Origin of the sequence: Bacillus infantis, from assembly GCF_008180445.1 — a bacterium.
In the GTDB taxonomy this organism is placed as follows: Bacteria; Bacillota; Bacilli; order Bacillales; family Cytobacillaceae; genus Bacillus_AB; species Bacillus_AB infantis_B.
In genome coordinates, this window is record NZ_VTER01000025.1 from 1 (window position 1) to 18,163 (window position 18,163).

16 protein-coding genes, 1 tRNA gene, 3 rRNA genes, 1 other RNA gene and 1 other annotated feature are annotated in these 18,163 nt (G+C 47.5%); of the genes, 5 read left to right on the forward strand and 16 right to left on the reverse strand.

The features are described 5' to 3' along the window. From FZD51_RS25385 to tadA, 8 genes are all read right to left on the reverse strand, one after another. Window positions 1-412 (reverse strand): 16S ribosomal RNA (locus FZD51_RS25385); the annotation flags it as partial. 333 nt (window positions 413-745) lie between these two features. After that, window positions 746-1,009 carry a pro-sigmaK processing inhibitor BofA family protein gene (locus tag FZD51_RS25390; protein ID WP_148977212.1) on the reverse strand — a complete coding sequence of 88 codons (264 nt, stop codon included), beginning with the start codon at window positions 1,007-1,009 and terminating at the stop codon, window positions 746-748. 81 nt (window positions 1,010-1,090) lie between these two features. Then, the gene (locus FZD51_RS25395; RefSeq protein WP_148977213.1) at window positions 1,091-1,306 is read right to left on the reverse strand and encodes a YaaL family protein; all 216 of its coding nucleotides are present in this window, start codon (window positions 1,304-1,306) and stop codon (window positions 1,091-1,093) included. Window positions 1,307-1,321: 15 nt separating this feature from the next. Beyond that, entirely contained in the window at window positions 1,322-1,918 is a 597-nt protein-coding gene (gene recR, locus FZD51_RS25400; RefSeq protein ID WP_009796287.1) for a recombination mediator RecR, read from the reverse strand. 410 nt (window positions 1,919-2,328) lie between these two features. Continuing rightward, a complete protein-coding gene (locus FZD51_RS25405) occupies window positions 2,329-2,649 on the reverse strand; it encodes a YbaB/EbfC family nucleoid-associated protein (RefSeq protein ID WP_022543198.1) in 321 nt (106 codons plus the stop codon). A 21-nt stretch (window positions 2,650-2,670) separates the two neighbouring features. Continuing rightward, window positions 2,671-4,365 (reverse strand): DNA polymerase III subunit gamma/tau, encoded by a 1,695-nt coding sequence (gene dnaX / locus FZD51_RS25410; protein WP_148977214.1) that lies wholly within the window; start codon window positions 4,363-4,365, stop codon window positions 2,671-2,673. Between the two features lie 270 nt (window positions 4,366-4,635). Continuing rightward, window positions 4,636-4,900: signal recognition particle sRNA large type (gene ffs, locus FZD51_RS25415), an RNA gene on the reverse strand. Window positions 4,901-4,977: 77 nt separating this feature from the next. Further along, window positions 4,978-5,505 (reverse strand): tRNA adenosine(34) deaminase TadA, encoded by a 528-nt coding sequence (gene tadA / locus FZD51_RS25420; protein WP_148977215.1) that lies wholly within the window; start codon window positions 5,503-5,505, stop codon window positions 4,978-4,980. A gap of 89 nt (window positions 5,506-5,594) precedes the next feature. Here tadA and FZD51_RS25425 point away from each other — a divergent pair, with 89 nt between their 5' ends. From FZD51_RS25425 to FZD51_RS25440, 4 genes are all read left to right on the forward strand, one after another. Beyond that, window positions 5,595-6,158: a cysteine hydrolase family protein gene (locus tag FZD51_RS25425; RefSeq protein ID WP_148977216.1), complete on the forward strand. Its 564-nt coding sequence runs from the start codon at window positions 5,595-5,597 to the stop codon at window positions 6,156-6,158. A gap of 40 nt (window positions 6,159-6,198) precedes the next feature. Beyond that, window positions 6,199-7,485, forward strand: a complete 1,287-nt coding sequence (locus FZD51_RS25430; RefSeq protein ID WP_148977217.1) for a LysM peptidoglycan-binding domain-containing protein — start codon at window positions 6,199-6,201, stop codon at window positions 7,483-7,485. Window positions 7,486-7,675: 190 nt separating this feature from the next. Continuing rightward, entirely contained in the window at window positions 7,676-8,323 is a 648-nt protein-coding gene (locus FZD51_RS25435; protein WP_148977218.1) for a deoxynucleoside kinase, read from the forward strand. Further along, entirely contained in the window at window positions 8,313-8,981 is a 669-nt protein-coding gene (locus FZD51_RS25440; RefSeq protein WP_009796279.1) for a deoxynucleoside kinase, read from the forward strand. The genes FZD51_RS25435 and FZD51_RS25440 overlap by 11 nt, the downstream gene beginning before the upstream one ends. Before the next feature lie 235 nt (window positions 8,982-9,216). Here FZD51_RS25440 and FZD51_RS25445 read toward each other — a convergent pair. The 6 genes from FZD51_RS25445 to guaB all read right to left on the reverse strand — a co-directional run bounded on the left by FZD51_RS25445 (window position 9,217) and on the right by guaB (window position 15,797). Further along, window positions 9,217-9,309: transfer RNA gene (locus FZD51_RS25445), tRNA-Ser, on the reverse strand. Between the two features lie 96 nt (window positions 9,310-9,405). Beyond that, a complete protein-coding gene (gene serS, locus FZD51_RS25450; RefSeq protein ID WP_148977219.1) occupies window positions 9,406-10,686 on the reverse strand; it encodes a serine--tRNA ligase in 1,281 nt (426 codons plus the stop codon). A 78-nt stretch (window positions 10,687-10,764) separates the two neighbouring features. Further along, window positions 10,765-10,987: a binding site (T-box leader), on the reverse strand. Window positions 10,988-11,040: 53 nt separating this feature from the next. Continuing rightward, the gene (gene pdxT, locus FZD51_RS25455; protein WP_148977220.1) at window positions 11,041-11,628 is read right to left on the reverse strand and encodes a pyridoxal 5'-phosphate synthase glutaminase subunit PdxT; all 588 of its coding nucleotides are present in this window, start codon (window positions 11,626-11,628) and stop codon (window positions 11,041-11,043) included. 11 nt (window positions 11,629-11,639) lie between these two features. Next, window positions 11,640-12,524 (reverse strand): pyridoxal 5'-phosphate synthase lyase subunit PdxS, encoded by an 885-nt coding sequence (gene pdxS / locus FZD51_RS25460; RefSeq protein WP_170939624.1) that lies wholly within the window; start codon window positions 12,522-12,524, stop codon window positions 11,640-11,642. Window positions 12,525-12,733: 209 nt separating this feature from the next. Beyond that, complete coding sequence (locus FZD51_RS25465) at window positions 12,734-14,083, reverse strand: serine hydrolase (RefSeq protein ID WP_148977221.1); 1,350 nt, start codon at window positions 14,081-14,083, stop codon at window positions 12,734-12,736. Window positions 14,084-14,330: 247 nt separating this feature from the next. Further along, window positions 14,331-15,797: an IMP dehydrogenase gene (gene guaB, locus FZD51_RS25470; protein WP_148977222.1), complete on the reverse strand. Its 1,467-nt coding sequence runs from the start codon at window positions 15,795-15,797 to the stop codon at window positions 14,331-14,333. 115 nt (window positions 15,798-15,912) lie between these two features. On the opposite strand from guaB, the gene FZD51_RS25475 reads away from it, so the two are divergent. After that, window positions 15,913-16,872, forward strand: coding sequence for a YaaC family protein (locus tag FZD51_RS25475; protein ID WP_148977223.1), 960 nt, complete (start codon window positions 15,913-15,915; stop codon window positions 16,870-16,872). A 1,015-nt stretch (window positions 16,873-17,887) separates the two neighbouring features. Here FZD51_RS25475 and rrf read toward each other — a convergent pair. Continuing rightward, window positions 17,888-18,004: ribosomal RNA gene (gene rrf / locus FZD51_RS25480) — 5S ribosomal RNA — on the reverse strand. 68 nt (window positions 18,005-18,072) lie between these two features. Continuing rightward, window positions 18,073-18,163, reverse strand: a 23S ribosomal RNA gene (locus tag FZD51_RS25485); the annotation flags it as partial.

Consider the following 18,163-nt stretch of genomic DNA (forward strand, 5'->3'; position numbering starts at 1 on the left):
CACGCGGCGTTGCTCCGTCAGACTTTCGTCCATTGCGGAAGATTCCCTACTGCTGCCTCCCGTAGGAGTCTGGGCCGTGTCTCAGTCCCAGTGTGGCCGATCACCCTCTCAGGTCGGCTACGCATCGTTGCCTTGGTGAGCCGTTACCTCACCAACTAGCTAATGCGCCGCGGGCCCATCTGTAAGTGATAGCCGAAACCATCTTTCAGCATAACCTCATGAGAGGTTATGCATTATCCGGTATTAGCTCCGGTTTCCCGAAGTTATCCCAGTCTTACAGGCAGGTTGCCCACGTGTTACTCACCCGTCCGCCGCTGACTTCAGGGAGCAAGCTCCCATCCGTCCGCTCGACTTGCATGTATTAGGCACGCCGCCAGCGTTCGTCCTGAGCCAGGATCAAACTCTCCATATAAGAGTAAGATTTAGCTCTGATAAAAATAAGATTAACGTTGACGTTTTTGTTCGTTCAGTTTTCAAAGAACAATCTCAGTCACTTCTTTTCGAAGCAACTTAATTAGTGTATCACTGCAAGCAAACTAAGTCAACAACTTTTTGGAGGTTATTTTTCTCGTAAGCTCGTCATTGTGACGACCTTTAATATATTATCACCATATTCCACTATCGTCAACAGTGAATATATAGATTTTCTTATTTTTATTCTGGTCAGCCTTTCAGGTTTTTTTGATCACCTATCCAGGCAAAAGCAAAGAACAGCCATCAGAATAGCTGTTCCAGCGCAAGGCATTTATAAAATCCAGGTTTGAATAGCAGCCAGGGCAAACACTCCAGGCAGACCCAGAAAGCCCGAAACAGCTGTTGTTGCCAGATTAATAGGGACATATAAGCCAAACTGGCCTCCGAAAGCATTAAGAAAAAACAGGAACAGTGCTCCTATCAGAATTTTGATGATTCCCTGTCCCAAAAATTTAAGCGGCTTAAACGGAGCCCCCATAAATAGTAATAACAATATCAGCCCGCCCAAAATGGTTATTACCAGTATCGGTTCCATTCTCATCATCCTCTCCCATTAGCCTGTACTACTACAAATTTATGAGAAGAGAGATGAAAAAAGACCTGATTGCCCCTTGGTTCATCTAACAGATATCTTCCTGGCCTTTGCTTCCTTAAACAAATAAAAGTATTTAGCCTCCGCCAGCTTGGTTTGCGCCAATACTTCCGCAGAAGGATCAAAGCTTTTTTCAAGCAGCCTTTTTTGGTTATACCATTCATCCTTCAAACTATTAAGCTGCATTAGAAGCTGATCATCAAATTCATTGCGAAGCTTTCCTTTTTTACGGAAAAACATGTATACACCTCCTGCTTAAACCTCTCTTCTTCCCTCGAGTGCCTTGGAAAGCGTGACTTCATCTGCATATTCCAGATCTCCGCCCACCGGCAGACCATGGGCGATTCTTGTAATTTTGATACCGGATGGCTTAAGAAGGCGCGAAATGTACATGGCTGTCGCTTCCCCTTCAATATTTGGGTTGGTCGCCAGTATAACTTCTTCCACCGTCTCATCCTGCAGCCTTTTTAAAAGGTCAGGTATATTGATATCTTCCGGTCCTATTCCGTCCATCGGAGAAATAGCGCCGTGGAGCACGTGGTACAGGCCGTTGAATTCCTTCATTTTTTCCATGGCGATAACATCCTTCGGATCCTGCAGAACACAAATTACACTCCTGTCCCTGCGCTGATCCTCGCAGATATAACAGGGATCCTGATCGGTAATATGGCCGCACACCGAGCAGTAAGATAAATTTCGTTTGGCATTCACCAGCGCCTTAGCAAAATCAAGAACAGTGTCTTCCTTCATGCTAAGGACAAAAAAAGCCAGGCGAGCGGCTGTTTTCGGGCCGATCCCCGGCAGCTTCATAAAGCTGTCTATCAACTTAGATATCGGTTCAGGATAATGCATACTACTCCTCCTATATAGAAATGCGGAGGGCGCTTGCTCAGCCCCGACAAGCTTAAGACACGCAGGAATAGAAGGCGTTCTTTGCCTTCAATTCCTGTGTGGCTTAAGACTCGAGGGGCTAGCGCCCGCAGCTGGACAATCAGAAATGCGGAAGCGGCTTGCTCAGGGACGACAAGCATAAGGCAGAATGGATGAAAGGTTTGCTCTTTAACCTTTTAGCCAGGCTGACTTATGACTCGAGTCCCTAGCCGCTGCAGCTGGACAAATCGAAATGCGGAGGGCGCTTGCTCATCGGCGACAGCATAAGACACCGCCTGTTTCCTGCCGCCCTTTTGCCTGCCCCCATTGTATTCGGGCCTTTTTTGCTTTTTCAGGCATGATTAAAGCGGAGATTAACTCCGCTTCGGCTTTTAGAACATTCCAGGCAGGTTCATTCCTTTTGTAAACTGCCCCATTGTATCATTTGTCAGATCATCAGCCTTTTTAAGGGCGTCATTTGTTGCTGCAAGTACGAGATCCTGAAGCATATCGATATCTTCCGGATCTACTACTTCTTCTTTAATATTGACTTCAAGGACTTGCTTGTGTCCGGAAACGATGACTGTCACCATTCCGCCGCCTGCAGTGCCTTCAATTCTTTTTTCCCCAAGCTCTTCCTGAGCCTCGGCCATTTTCTTCTGCATTTTCTGCATTTGCTTCATCATGTTTTGCATATTGCCCATTCCACGCATATTCTTTACCTCCAAATAGTTTTATTCTTTGACCTCGACTAAATCCCCGAACAGCTTTTGTGCTTCGGATACGACCAGGTCGTCTTCCGGGGCGCCAAGCCCGCTGCCTTCAGAAGGCTCATCGCGGTGCCCGCTGTTCAGGAAACTGCCCCGTATCCGCTGCCACTGCTCTTCAGGCACCCCGACAACCTGTTTCCTTTGTCCGGTCAGTTCCTGGATGGCCCCGGATATCGTTTCTATAAATTTAGCATTATCCATGGCCATTTGACAGTGTATTTCATATTTAAATTTAACGATGAACGCATCCGCTGAAGCTGCGACCGGCTCTGCTTCATTCAGCAGAGCGGCCTGGGACCGCATCTGGTTATGCACGAGCCTTCCCAGCATATCGCCCCATTTGCCTTTTACGGCATTCAGGTCATTTTTGGTTGCATTTTTCAGGATTTCAGTAATTTTTCCTTCAGGCGCCTGGAATCCTTTTCTTAAGGTTCTCTGTGCCTGCTTCTTCTGGGCAGGCTCAGCCGTACCCGAAACAGCGACCCCATTTTTCTTCAGCTCAGCCAGCTCCTCTTGAAGCTGTTCGATTTTTCTCATGAGAGGTTCAATATCGGCAGCCGCCTTTTTCTCTGTACCCTCAAGCTGGCAGAGCTTCATGATGGCTACCTCAAGGAAAATCCTTGGATGATTGGTCCAGCGCATTTCCTGCTGGGCTTTATTCAGAATTTCAATCAGGCTGTACAGCTGCTGAGGATCTGTCTCTTCAGCCAATTCCTTGAATTCTTCATCAAGCATGACGCGTTCGAGCGACTCATCCAGTGAAGGAGCTGCCTTGTATAAAAGCATGTCCCTGTAATATAAGATGAAGTCCTCGATGAACCTGGAAGGATCCTTCCCCTGAAACAGGAGAGTCTCCAGTGCTTCCAGCGCACCTGCAGCATCTTTTTCCATGACGTTTCTGGACAGTTTGTTCAGGAATCCCTGGGAAACGGCTCCTGTGACAGTGAGGGCATCCTCCGCCGTCACCCTGTCCTGGCTGAAGGATATTGCCTGGTCAAGAAGGCTTAAGGCATCCCTCATTCCACCCTCGGCTGCACGGGCCACTATATGGAGCGCATTCTCTTCATACTGCACACCTGTCTCATCCACTATCATTTTCATCCGGCCGACGATCGACTGTGCCGTAATGCGCTTGAAGTCAAAGCGCTGGCATCTTGAAATGATGGTGAGAGGTATCTTGTGGGGCTCTGTTGTAGCAAGAATGAACATGACATGCTTCGGCGGCTCTTCAAGTGTTTTTAATAGTGCATTGAAGGCTCCGATTGAGAGCATATGGACCTCATCGACGATGTATACTTTATATTTGACTGCACTGGGTGCATATTTGACTTTATCCCTAATATCCCGAATCTCTTCCACACCATTGTTGGAGGCCGCATCGATTTCAATCACGTCCGGTATGGAGCCATTCGTAATGCCAATGCAGGAATCACACTCATTGCAAGGCTCACTGATCGGAGCCCTTTCACAGTTGACGGTTTTGGCCAGGATTTTGGCCGCACTCGTCTTTCCCGTCCCCCTGGGTCCGGAAAATAAGTATGCATGAGAGGTTTTCTGCTGAAGCAGGGCGTTCTGCAATGTTTTGGTTACGTGTTCCTGCCCTACAACATCTATGAACTGCTGCGGACGCCAGACACGATATAATGCCTGGTAACTCATCTTCGCGCCCCCTTCCTAACTGCTTTTCTATCTCTATTATACCGTATCAGTTCCTATTTTCCAAAAAGGATTGCAAATATCCGGAGGAGCAATTTTCCAGCCGGATCATGCAGAACAAAAGCATAAGCGCCTTGATCACCCCCGACAAGCAGCTGCTGGACATTGATCAGGAATTAATAATAATCCACAAGACTTACAACTTATAAATTCCTAAACAATAAAAAAACCCACCCCTGACCGGGATGAGCTTTGCTTTTATAATTATAACTGCCGTGCACCTTCCGTCGACTGGCTCCCATAAGCGTTACTTAAGCAGTTAGCTCGGCCCAGGCAACCCTGCGGCACATGGGAGGGACCACTTAATGCTGCTTCCTTCCGGACCTGACATGGTTCATGGATTCCCATTGCGCAGGACCCGGGCGTCAACACCACTTACTTAAGGCAGGCCCTACAGGACACCAGCCTCAGGAAGGAGTTCAGCCTCGCTAGAGCGGATTGCGAGTACAGGGCACCGCTACCTCCCCGCTTAGCACGGCAAAATTGATACCATATTTGGCTGCGTCGTTTGTGACGCATAATCAGTATACTAAGTTTCGGACAAAATTGCAATGCCTATGGCCTGTCAATTCCTTCTTGCAGATCCAGCAGCTGTTTGCGCCGCCTTTTCTCTTCCTTTTTCCTTTCGCGGAGGGCCCGGAAGAAATCGGTCAGCAGGCTGCCGCATTCTTCTTCCAGCACCCCTGCTGATACCTCGCTCTGATGGTTGAACCTTTCATCCTGGAGAAGATTCATGAATGTTCCCGCACAGCCGCCCTTTGGATCGGCCGCTCCATATACAACCCTCTTGATGCGGGAAAGGATGATGGCACCCGAACACATGGCGCACGGCTCTAATGTGACATAAAGCACAGCATCTTCAAGCCTCCATGTCCCAAGACTCCCGCAGGCTTCTTCAATGGCAAGAAGTTCAGCATGCGCCACCGCATTCTGGTTCGACTCACGGAGATTATGGGCGCGGCTGATTATCTTCCCGCCCAGAACCACAACGGCCCCGATCGGAACCTCTCCAAGCTCGCCTGCCTTTTTCGCTTCTTCTATTGCTTCCTTCATATAATAATCATCATTGTAAGTAATATTCATTTTTTTCCTACCATCCCTTATGTTTAAAAATATACCAAGGGTGTATATAGCCTTTAGTGCTCACAATAGACCCAAAGGAGATAACTGACATGAAAGAATCATCTACAGCACTCTTAATTATAGACATGATCAATAATTTTGATTTTCCGGAGGGTGAAATTCTAGCCGCAAAAGCTGAGAAAATCTCCGGTCCCATAAAAACATTAAAGGAAAAATGCGCTGCTGAAGCTATTCCTGTCATCTATGTTAATGATCATTACAGCCTTTGGCAAGCCGACTTTGAAAAGATAGCCGATTACTGCCGGAATGAAAACAGCAGGGACATCATTGACTTCCTCTACCCCTCTGATGAGGACTACTTTTTGATCAAACCGAAGCACTCCGCTTTTTACGGCACTGCCCTGAACACCCTGCTTCTTCAGTTAAATGTCAAAAATCTGATCATCACCGGTGTAGCCGGGAATATTTGCGTCCTTTTTACGGCGAATGACGCCTATATGAGAGAATACAGCTTATACGTCCCTGAGAATTGCCTTGCTTCCAACGATGACCATGACAACGAAAATGCTCTGAAAATGATGAAGAATGTCCTCAATGCCGGCACAGAACCCTTCTCTGAGAAAAATAGCATTTTAGCCTATTTTCCTTCATAAAATGATGGTAGCGTAATTTGCCATTAAGGGGGAAATGAATATGCAAATCCATATAGTGCGGGCAGGACAGTCCCTGACTGGGATCGCTCAGGCCTATGGCACGACGGCAGCCGATATTTCACAGGCCAACGAACTCCCCAATCCCGACAGGCTTGTTGTCGGCCAGGCGCTGGTGATCCCGATCACAGGGCGCTTTTACTGGGTTCAGCCAGGCGATACTTTGTCTGCCATTTCCCGGCGGACAGGGATTCCGGTTCAGGAAATAGCAGCCATCAACCGGATTTCTGCAACACAGCCTCTCCAGCCGGGCTTGCGCCTCTACCTGCCGCCGCGGCCGAAAACAACGGCTGAATTCAATGCCTATGTAGAACCGAGGGGGACTTCTGTTGCCCCTTCACTTGAGGAAGGGGCGCGCGAGGCTGCACCCTACCTCACCTATCTGGCACCCTTCAGTTTCCAGGCCCTGAGGGATGGAGGTCTTAAAGAGCCGCTCCTCAATAATTTCCCGGCTATCGCCAAAGCGAATAATAATGTGCTGATGATGGTCATCACCAATCAGGAGAATGACCAGTTCAATGATGAGCTTGGCCGGATCCTCCTGAATGATATACCTGTGCAGGATAAGTTTCTGGATAATATTACTGCTGCAGCCAAGAAGTACGGCTTCAGGGATATCCATTTTGACTTCGAATACTTGCGTCCTGAGGACCGGGAGGCATACAACCGCTTTTTACGAAAAGCAAAGGCCAGGTTCAGCCGGGAAGGCTGGCTCATTTCTACCGCCCTCGCGCCGAAGACGAGTGCTGGTCAGAAGGGCCGCTGGTATGAAGCCCATGATTATAAGGCACACGGGGAAATCGTGGATTTTGTCGTTATCATGACTTATGAGTGGGGCTACAGCGGAGGCCCTGCCCAGGCCGTTTCCCCGATCGGCCCTGTCCGGGAGGTCCTGGAATATGCAGTAAGCGAAATGCCGTCCTCCAAGATCATGATGGGCCAGAATCTGTACGGCTATGACTGGACCCTTCCATTTGTCCAGGGTACTACCGCCAAAGCGCTGAGTCCGCAGCAGGCCATCGAGCTGGCAGCGGAGAATAATGTGCCCATCCGCTATAATACGAAATCACAGGCCCCGCTGTTCAACTATACAGGCTCCGACGGGAAGCGGCATGAGGTGTGGTTTGAGGATGCGAGGTCGATCCAGGCAAAATTCGATCTTATGAAGGAATTGAATCTGAGGGGGATGAGCTACTGGAAGCTCGGCCTGTCTTTTCCCCAGAACTGGCTGTTGATCACAGACAATTTTAATGTGACAAAACGGGAGTAACAAAGGCGTTTTCGCAAGTGCACAGGAAGCTATGGGTCAGTCTGATCCATGGCTTTTTTTATATTTTTTGCCTGAAGAAATTCCATATCCTTTCCACTGTATAGTGTGTTAAAATATTTTTTGTGTCGTTAAAAGTCGATTTAAAAGATAACTGGACATAGATAAATAAGAACAATAAGGAGGCCACACTGTGGGGGGGACACCTTTTATTACCGTTGAAGGCCCGATCGGCGTAGGGAAAACCTCGCTGGCAAAGGCCATTTCCGAGCATTTTCAATTTGCACTGCTGAAAGAGATTGTAGATGAAAATCCTTTTCTTGGGAAGTTTTATGACAACATTGAGGAATGGAGCTTCCAGACGGAAATGTTTTTCCTGTGCAACCGCTATAAGCAGCTCGGAGACATCAATACTGATTATTTAGCCAATAACAAGGCCGTTGTTGCCGATTACCATATTCTCAAAAATCTCGTTTTTGCCGAAAGGACACTTAGCCCGGCAGAATTCCAGAAATATGTGAAGATCTACGATATCCTGACAAATGATATGCCAAGGCCCAATGTCATCATCTACCTTCACGCAAGCCTCGAAACGCTCCTGCAGCGGATCAGGCTGCGGGGCCGGGAGATTGAGAAGAACATCAGCCCGCTCTATCTGGAGCAGCTGTCAATTGATTATGAAAACGCCATGAACCTGTTCACTGAACAGCATCCCGATATTCCGGTTCTGCGCTTCAGCGGCGATGATCTCGATTTTGTGAAAAACAAAGAAGATTTATCTCAAATTTTGGACAGCCTTTCCCTATCTTTAATTAAAGGAGCTTATCACCATGAATCTTAGGAATAAGTACGAAATTCCCGGAAATTCCGTGATTACCATTGCTGGTACGGTCGGGGTAGGGAAATCGACAATGACCAATGCGCTTGCGGGTGCTCTGGGCTTTCGGACCTCATTTGAAAAAGTGGACACCAATCCTTACCTGGACAAATTTTACGCAGATTTCGACAGATGGAGCTTCCATCTGCAGATTTATTTCCTTGCCGAACGCTTCAAGGAGCAGAAACGCATCTTTGAATATGGCGGCGGCTTTATCCAGGACCGTTCCATTTACGAAGATACCGGCATTTTTGCCAAGATGCATCATGAAAAAGGAACCATGTCCCAGGTGGACTATGAAACATATACAAGCCTGTTTGATGCAATGGTCATGACACCATATTTCCCTCATCCCGACCTGCTGATTTACCTGGAAGGATCCATTGAAGACATCTTATCCAGGATCCAGGAAAGAGGGCGCCCGATGGAGCAGCAGACACCTGTATCCTACTGGGAAGAAATGCACGAACGCTATGAAAACTGGATCAACACATTCAATGCATGTCCGGTCCTGCGCCTGAACATCAATGATTATGACCTGATGGCTGATGGCGCCTCCATTGAGCCTGTCATCGAAAAAATCTCCGTCTTTCTGAAGCAGTCGCAGCTGCTGAAAAAGTAAAACAGCATGATTATACACGCAGCAGTGCAGCTGCTGAAAAAGTAAAACAGCATGATTATACACGCAGCAGTGCAGCTGCAAAATAAGCCCGGCGTTTATGCCGGGCTTATTTTTTTATTTGGAAGGATTCCAGAGAAGTCAGCTTGCATCCACAAGAAAACATAAAAAAGCCGCTGCAAGATGCAGCGGCTTTTTATGTATCTCCAATAGTTATGCGCTATGGTTGATTTTATAATGGAGGAGGTAGAGGGATTCGAACCCCCGCGCGGTGTTACCCGCCTGTCGGTTTTCAAGACCGATCCCTTCAGCCAGACTTGGGTATACCTCCGTATCGACAAGATTTATTCTATCAGCTCTCCAATATAAAGTCAACATTATTTCAAAAAAATTTTGGACGGGTTTTTCACCCGTCCAGTTGGAATGCTTATGCTTTGCCGATTACTTCTTTATTGCCCATATACGGTCTTAATACTTCCGGAATGATGACACTTCCGTCTTCCTGCTGGTAGTTTTCCAGGATAGCGGCGACCGTACGGCCAATTGCGAGGCCAGAGCCATTCAGTGTATGAAGATGCTCAGGCTTGCCCTTAGGCTCGCGGCGGAAACGGATGTTCGCACGGCGTGCCTGGAAGGCTTCAAAGTTACTGCAAGAAGAAATCTCACGGTAGGTCCCGTAGCTTGGGATCCAGACTTCGATATCGTATTTCTTGGCAGCTGTGAATCCGAGATCGCCTGTGCACATGCTGAGCACACGGTACGGCAGGCCAAGCAGCTGCAGTACCTTTTCAGCATGTCCTGTCAGTTTTTCAAGCTCGTCATAAGAATCTTCAGGACGGACAAACTTCACAAGCTCCACCTTATTGAATTGATGCTGGCGGATCAGACCCCTTGTATCGCGGCCCGCAGACCCCGCTTCAGAACGGAAGCAGGCACTGAACGCAGCATAATTGACCGGAAGCTGTTCATTCGTCAGGATTTCATCTCTGTGCATGTTTGTAACAGGCACTTCTGCTGTAGGGATCAGGAAGTAGTCTTCGCTTTCGATCAGGAAGGCATCTTCTTCAAACTTAGGCAGCTGGCCGGTGCCTGTCATGCTGGCACGGTTGACCATGTATGGAGGAAGGACTTCCATATAGCCGTGCTCTTCTGTGTGAAGATCGAGCATGAAGTTGAATAAAGCACGCTCTAAGCGGGCGCCAAGGCCTTTGTAGAATACAAAGCGGCTTCCCGTAACCTTGCCGGCCCTCTCGAAGTCAAGGATGTCCAGGTCAGTGGCAACATCCCAGTGAGGCTTCGGCTCGAAGCTGAAATCGCGGACATCGCCCCATTTTCTCGCCTCTACATTATCGTCTTCCGTCTCACCGACCGGAACGCTTTCATGCGGGATATTCGGAATGCTCATCAAAAGGCTGTCCAGTGATTCTTCCACTGTGCGGAGCTCTTCATCAAATGCTTTGATCTTATCGCCCACTTCCCTCATCTCAGCAATCAGGCTGTCGGCATCTTTCTTTTCACGCTTAAGTACAGCTACCTGCTGGGAAACCTCATTCCTTCTGCTCTTCAGCTGCTCTGTTTCCATGATCAGCTCGCGGCGCCTTACATCAAGGTCCTCGAACTTCCCGAGGTCGCCGAGGTCCTCCCCGCGGTGCTGCAGGCGGTTCTTCACTTCTTCAAAATTGCTTCGTAAATATTTAATATCAAGCATGCTGCTTCCTCCTCTTCTTCATACATTCGATAGGCATATGAGCGGCACCCGCAAAAAAAACAAAAAACCCCCGTCCCAAAAAGGGACGGGAGTTACCCGCGTTGCCACCCTAGTTGAAGGCATAAATGCCTTCCACCTTAAATCCATAACGGTTTTTAACCGAAAGCATTTACTCGCCCCTTCAGGCTTTCCATGCTTTTGCTCAAGGACGGATTCACAGGGTCCCACCACCGGTTTCCACCAGCCACCGGCTCTCTATTGGAGTGGGATTTCCGCTACTATTTCCTCTCAATGCGTTTCGAATGTAATTTTATAATAATTTACTACAATTATGCGCTATTTGCAACCAATTATTCAAACTAAATTCGCCTGTGCTTCTTTCACCATCTCCACAAAATAGGCTGTGAGACGGTGATCCTCCGTCAGCTCAGGATGGAATGAACAGCCTAGGAATTGGCCTTCCCGCGCTGCCACGATGCGGCCATCATGCTTCGCGAGCACTTCTACATTCTCCCCGGCCTGCAGGATATGCGGCGCGCGGATGAAGACAGCTTCAAAGTCCTCTGCCACTCCTGCAATATCAAGGGGCGCTTCAAAGCTCTCCCGCTGCCTTCCGAAAGAATTGCGCTCCACCTCGACATCCATGACCCCGATATGCGGTTCTGCATAGCCGGCAACGGTCTTTGCCAGCAGGATGAGGCCTGCGCATGTTCCGAACATCGGTTTCCCTGATTGAGAGAATGACCTTAGCTCTTCCATGAATTCATATTTATCGATCAGGCGGCGCATCGTTGTGCTTTCGCCGCCCGGGATGATCAGCCCATCCACTTCCGCAAGCTGCTCTCTCCGCTTGATGACGACTGCCTCCGCTCCGCAGGCTTCAATGGAACGGACATGCTCCCTGACAGCCCCCTGAAGGCCCAATACGCCTACTTTAACCATATTCATTCTCCTTACCAACCGCGCTCCTGCATACGAGCTTCAGGAGCCAGTGATGAGATTTCGATGCCTTTCATCGGTGTTCCCAGTTCTTTTGACAATTCAGCAATCAGCTTGTAATCCTGATAATGTGTAGTTGCCTCTACGATCGCTCTCGCAAACTTGGCTGGATTGTCGGACTTGAAGATGCCTGAACCAACGAATACGCCGTCTGCGCCCAGCTCCATCATTAAAGCAGCATCCGCAGGTGTCGCAACGCCGCCTGCAGCGAAGTTAACGACCGGAAGGCGGCCAAGCTCCTTAATTTCGAGAAGAAGCTCGTAAGGGGCTCCGAGAAGCTTAGCTTCAGTCATCAGCTCATCCAGATTCATGCCGACAACCTTGCGCACCTGTGCATTTACCTTGCGGATATGGCGTACCGCTTCAACGATATTGCCTGTTCCCGGCTCGCCTTTAGTGCGAAGCATCGCCGCTCCTTCACCGATCCTGCGGGCAGCCTCGCCAAGGTCGCGGCATCCGCATACAAATGGAACCGTAAAGTCCCTTTTATTTAAGTGATACTCTTCATCAGCAGGAGTGAGCACTTCACTCTCATCTATATAATCAACGCCCATTGCTTCTAATACACGGGCTTCCACGATATGGCCAATTCTGCCTTTAGCCATAACAGGAATCGTTACAGCATTCATGACTTCCTCAACAATGCGGGGGTCTGCCATCCTGGCCACACCGCCGGCAGCACGGATATCGGATGGAACCCGCTCCAGTGCCATGACTGCGACTGCGCCGGCCTCTTCAGCAATCTTAGCCTGCTCAGCGTTGACAACGTCCATGATTACGCCGCCCTTTTGCATTTCTGCCATTCCGCGCTTTACTCGATCTGTACCTGTCTTCACTATAAAATCCCCCTTCTGTAATACCATCTGCTTTTAACAGGCAAAATACCCATTAATTTATAGGAAAATATATTAATTCGATAGGAATTCGTCCAGTTCCCCTAATGAAAATAAACAATAAAAAAGGGTCCCTGTCAAGACAAGGAACCCTTTTTTATCAGACTCTTCCGGATTTTTATTTTCTTCCCGGTTAAGCCAGTCCATTTTAAAAATTAGAACCAGCCTTTTACAGCCGAAGAAATGCTGCCCCAAAGATCCCCGAAGAAGCCGCCGATCCCGCGCATTGTCAGCACGAACCAGTTTGCCTTTTCTACACTTTCAGCCGCGACCACATCAACCTGGATACCGCCCTTGTCTGAAAGGAAATCAAGGCCGTTTTCTTTCTCTGACTTGAGTGTCAGATAGCCGACCTTTTCGCCTTTTTTGACAGGCGCCGTCAGATTGCCGTCTTCATCAAGCTTATCTTCATCAAGGACAAGCTCAGGCTTATAGCTTTCCTTCTCGCCATTTTTCACAACAAGCTCGATAGCATCCTTAGCCTGTATTTTCACGCTGTCTTCCTTGCCTTTAGTGACAGGCAATGTCTTCTGGCCTTTTACCTGATAGTTCTTTGCAATGATTTCTTCTTTGGAAAAATTGCTGAAAGCATAATCAAGCATTTTTCTTGTTTCATCGAACCTGGATTTATAGGAACCGGAATCCCCTTCACCCTTGGCATTCATCACGACCGTGATATAGCGGTTGCCGTCACGGGTTGCTGTTCCGGTGAAGCAGTAGCCGGCAAAATCAGTGGTTCCTGTCTTGAGCCCGTCCATTCCCTCATATCCGAATACAAGGGAAGGAAGCATCCAGTTCCAATTATCCATCTCGATTTTGTCGTCAGTGCCTTCTCTGAACATCTTAGTCGGAATGCTGGTCGTCTCCAGAATTTCCGGATAATCGTGCAGCAGATGCTGTGCAAGCTTGGCAGTAGCACGTGCTGACATAACATTTTCATCCTCTGCTCCGCCCGTTGGATGGGAGCCCTTCAAGTCACGGTTGTTCAGGCCGCTCGAATTGAAAAATTTGTATTCCTTCAGGCCAAGCTCCTCGGCCTTTTCATTCATCATTTTAACGAAATTGCTTTCAGAACCGGCAATGGTCTCAGCAATCGCAATCGTCGCACCATTGGCAGAGTATATGGACATTGCTTCATATAATTCTCTGATATTATATTTTCCATCTCTTCTTAAAGGGACATTGGACAGTGCTCTATCCTGTGAAACCTTCCAAACATATTCACTGACTGCATACTCCTGATCCCATTTGACTTTCCCTTCTTTGATGGCCTCAAGCAGCAGGTATTCTGTCATGATCTTTGTCATACTCGCAATGCCAAGCACTTTATCCGCATTCTTGGAATAAAGGACTTTGCCTGTTTCAGCCTCTACCACAATCGCAGCATCCGCGTTGATATTCAAAGCATCATCTGCACTCGCCTTATTCAGGCCGGGAAAAAGGCCTATCACCATCATACAAACAAGGAAACTAGCAACATACTTCCGATAAAAATGTTTTTTCACTGTAATGCCCTCCAACCTTTATATACACCTTCGTTATTTTAACATATCTGTTTCTGAAAACATAGACAGAGTAAATACCCATTAATTGGACATAGAAATATTTAGGCCATTTGATGTGCAGATTAAAAATGGGCAGCTGATGTTGATGGGTGCATGGTACCCTGAATAAGCAAAAAAATAAGGCCCAGGAAAATAACCTGGGACCTTTAGTGCCAGTGCATCAGCATCCGATGCTCTGGCCTGATTATTATGATAAAGAATAGTTCGGAGCTTCTTTCGTAATCTGCACATCATGCGGATGGCTTTCACGGAGCCCGGCGCCTGTCATCCTGATGAACTGCGCCTTTTCTCTTAAGTCGGTCAGATCCTTGCTTCCGCAATAGCCCATTCCCGAACGGATCCCTCCGACCAGCTGGTAAATCGTATCAGATAACGGCCCTTTGTAAGGAAGCCTTCCTTCAATTCCTTCTGGAACGAACTTTTTGTTATCTTCCTGGAAATAGCGGTCCTTCGAGCCCTTTTCCATTGCTCCGACAGATCCCATTCCGCGGTAGACCTTGAAGCGGCGTCCCTGGAAGATTTCCGTTTCGCCCGGGCTTTCGGAGACGCCTGCGAGCAGGCTTCCGAGCATGACGGCATGTCCGCCGGCAGCAAGGGACTTAACGATATCGCCAGAGTACTTGATGCCTCCATCGGCGATGATGGCTTTGCCATGCTTCCTGGCCTCTGTGGCACAGTCATAAACTGCTGTGATCTGCGGTACGCCGACGCCGGCGACAACCCTTGTCGTACAGATGGAACCAGGTCCGATACCGACTTTTACAACATCTGCTCCTGCTTCGATCAAGTCCTTAGTAGCTTCAGCCGTAGCAACATTTCCAGCGATGATGGCTACCTCCGGATAAGACTCCCTGATCTGCCTGACTGTGTCCAATACCCCTTTTGAATGTCCGTGCGCTGTATCGACTACAAGGACGTCCACACTTGCCTTCACAAGCATTTCAACCCTTTTCATCGTATCCTTTGTCACACCGACAGCTGCGCCTGCAAGGAGCCTTCCCTGGCGATCCTTGGCTGAATTCGGGAATTCAATTACCTTTTCAATATCCTTGATCGTGATCAGCCCTTTAAGTACACCCTCCTGATCAACGAGCGGAAGCTTTTCAATTTTATATTTCTGCAAAATGCTCTCGGCTTCTTCCAGCGTTGTTCCCACCGGTGCCGTTACGAGATTTTCTTTTGTCATGACGTCTGAAATTTTTATCGAGTAGTCTTGGATGAAACGAAGATCACGGTTTGTAATGATGCCCACCAATTTCTGTTCATCGTTGTTGTTAACGATCGGGACACCTGAGATGCGGTACTTGCCCATTAGATGCTCAGCATCGAAAACCTGCTGGTCGGGCGTGAGGAAGAATGGATCTGTAATAACGCCGCTTTCGGAGCGCTTGACTTTGTCAACCTGGTCAGCCTGCTGCTCGATGGACATATTCTTGTGGATGATTCCGAGGCCGCCTGCCCTTGCCATGGCAATTGCCATTTCTGCCTCTGTTACTGTGTCCATGCCGGCTGAGATGATCGGGATATTCAGGCGGACCTTATCTGTCAGGTCTACATGAAGCTGTACATCTTTCGGAAGCACTTCTGATCTTGCCGGAACCAATAACACATCATCAAATGTTAATCCTTCTTTAACAAACTTGCTTTCCCACATCTTTTTAGCCCCCATTTACTCGAAAATATTATTAGTAGGTTATCAATTGGACAAAATACTGTCAAGAACAGATTGATATGTTCGATTTTTCAAAAAATTAAAAGAGGTATAAAGGATGATCAATTCATACAACGGCTGGAGTTCCTATTCTGTCTTCTTTTCGGCAGAAAACACACAGGCTTATTTAAAAAAATGCTATACAAGGCATGGCATCGACCAGCCCGAAGCGAAAAGCTACGAGAACTGCTATCCTTTTATTTATTATTTGGAACACGGAAAAATATATTATGAACAGGCAGCCAAATCCCCGCTGCTGATCCAGCCTATCATGCTGTTCTATGGACTGGTCCATCTGATCAAAGCATCCATTCTGACGGCAGATCCAAACTATCCGGAAACAACCTCCGTCCTTGCCCATGGAGTTTCAACAAGGAAAAGGAAGAAGCAGCAATACAGCTTTTTTGAGGATGAAGTAAAATTTCAGAAAACCGGGCTGTTTCCTTTTATGGCCGATAAGCTGTTTCACATGAAACATATGGAAGGCGACAAAATTGAAATGGGGGAGCTTTTCAAATATATTCCTGAATTAAATGAGCTTTTCCGGCAGACAGAGGGAACCCCCGCTTTTGCCGGCATAGAATTGGCAAACGGCCAACTTACAATGCCAGCTTCTATTCTTGATCAATTTCATATGACTGAAGAAAGATTTATTGACTATTTCAACTCAAAGGGCAGCTATAATATCGAGTCTCCCGCACAGGGAGAAAGCGGCAATATTACTTTCTCATGCGGTTCGGTCCCGCCGCACGATATAAGGCCGCTTAAGTTCAATATCCATGAGGGCAGCCTTTCCTTTCCCCTCACGAAAGGAAACCTTGTCAATTTCCCGGAGCTGCTCCTTCATTATCTGCTGCTGTACAATCTCAGCATGATTGCGCGTTACGAAACCGAATGGTGGAGCGAACTGATGAAAATGATGCCGAATAAGGATTATCCCTTTATCCATTCTTTTCTGGAGATCACTCTGCTAAAGGGCCCCTATTTGGTGTATCAGTATTTGATTGGGCAGAAGTAGTTTTGGGTGCAGGATGGAAATCTGTTGAGTCAGCAGTTAAGGCATAAGTCGGTATTGAGGCTGGGATAGAGCGGCGTTATGAGGCTTTTGCCTTTAAAAGTCTAGGTTGTGAAGCAGCCGGAATATACGTGGTTGAAGTAGATGGGGGTTAGGCAGCTAACAGTGTTTTTGGTATGAGGTTTTGAAGACAGAGCTTAGCACTGGGTGCTGTCTGGTGGGTGGGCTGGTGGACCTGGCGAGCTTCCAGGCTGCTGGACGCTGGTTGATTGGCACTGGATGTATTTGCTCGTATTTTAAGCTGAGGAGCTTTTCGGTTATTTAAGGGCATATGGTAAATTAAATGGGGATTTCGGTAAATTAATTGGCCAATTGATTAAATAAATCGCTTAGTAGGTAGATTCCCGGTTGATTTAATTTAATTCTCAGTTTAAGCAGCCGTTCTTCCCAATATTTCAAGCAGGGAAATGTCCCTTTTCCATCCAGCTTGCTTTTTCAAACAATATCAGGAATTTATAGCAGCAGGCTATGGCTGTTTTGAGGCAAATGGTAAATTAAATGGGGATTTCGGTAAATTAATTGGCCAATTGGTTATATTAATCGCTTAGTTGGTAGATTCCCGGTTGATTTAATTTAATTCTCAGCTTAAGCAGCCGTTCTTCCCAATATTTCAAGCAGGGAAATGTCCCTTTTCCATCCAGCTTGCTTTTTCAAACAATATCAGGAATCTATAGCAGCAGGCTTTGGCTGTTTTGAGGCAAATGGTAAATTAAATGGGGATTTCGGTAAATTAATTGGCCAATTGATTAAATAAATCACGGAGTTGGTAGATTATCGAGCCAATTGATTAAATTCGCAACCAAAGCAGCTGCTCTCCCCCATATTCTCAACAAAAACCCTGCTCATTCGCCCACGCCGGCCACTAATTTCCGTCCAAGAGCATTTTTCCTATTAAAAACTTCGCCTATTCAATAAAAAAACACAAAAAAGAACAGTCCCGCAGACTGTTCTTCGTTTCGCCCGGCAGCGTCCTACTCTCACAGGGGGAGAGCCCCCAACTACCATCGGCGCTGAGAAGCTTAACTTCCGTGTTCGGTATGGGAACGGGTGTGACCTTCTCGCTATCGCCACCAGACTATTTGATTGAGGTTTTGTTCCCTCAAAACTAGATAATGCAGAAGAAGAATGACAGAGTAATCAAATGTGGTTAAGTCCTCGATCTATTAGTATCTGTCAGCTCCACGTGTCACCACGCTTCCACCTCAGACCTATCAACCTGATCATCTTTCAGGGA

Coding starts and splice junctions, on each gene's coding strand:
- FZD51_RS25390 (WP_148977212.1), bottom strand. CDS start 1,009: ATGGAACCGATACTGGTAATAACCATTTTGGGCGGGCTGATATTGTTA.
- FZD51_RS25395 (WP_148977213.1), bottom strand. CDS start 1,306: ATGTTTTTCCGTAAAAAAGGAAAGCTTCGCAATGAATTTGATGATCAG.
- recR (WP_009796287.1), bottom strand. CDS start 1,918: ATGCATTATCCTGAACCGATATCTAAGTTGATAGACAGCTTTATGAAG.
- FZD51_RS25405 (WP_022543198.1), bottom strand. CDS start 2,649: ATGCGTGGAATGGGCAATATGCAAAACATGATGAAGCAAATGCAGAAA.
- dnaX (WP_148977214.1), bottom strand. CDS start 4,365: ATGAGTTACCAGGCATTATATCGTGTCTGGCGTCCGCAGCAGTTCATA.
- tadA (WP_148977215.1), bottom strand. CDS start 5,505: ATGAATATTACTTACAATGATGATTATTATATGAAGGAAGCAATAGAA.
- FZD51_RS25425 (WP_148977216.1), top strand. CDS start 5,595: ATGAAAGAATCATCTACAGCACTCTTAATTATAGACATGATCAATAAT.
- FZD51_RS25430 (WP_148977217.1), top strand. CDS start 6,199: ATGCAAATCCATATAGTGCGGGCAGGACAGTCCCTGACTGGGATCGCT.
- FZD51_RS25440 (WP_009796279.1), top strand. CDS start 8,313: ATGAATCTTAGGAATAAGTACGAAATTCCCGGAAATTCCGTGATTACC.
- serS (WP_148977219.1), bottom strand. CDS start 10,686: ATGCTTGATATTAAATATTTACGAAGCAATTTTGAAGAAGTGAAGAAC.
- pdxT (WP_148977220.1), bottom strand. CDS start 11,628: ATGGTTAAAGTAGGCGTATTGGGCCTTCAGGGGGCTGTCAGGGAGCAT.
- guaB (WP_148977222.1), bottom strand. CDS start 15,797: ATGTGGGAAAGCAAGTTTGTTAAAGAAGGATTAACATTTGATGATGTG.
- FZD51_RS25475 (WP_148977223.1), top strand. CDS start 15,913: ATGATCAATTCATACAACGGCTGGAGTTCCTATTCTGTCTTCTTTTCG.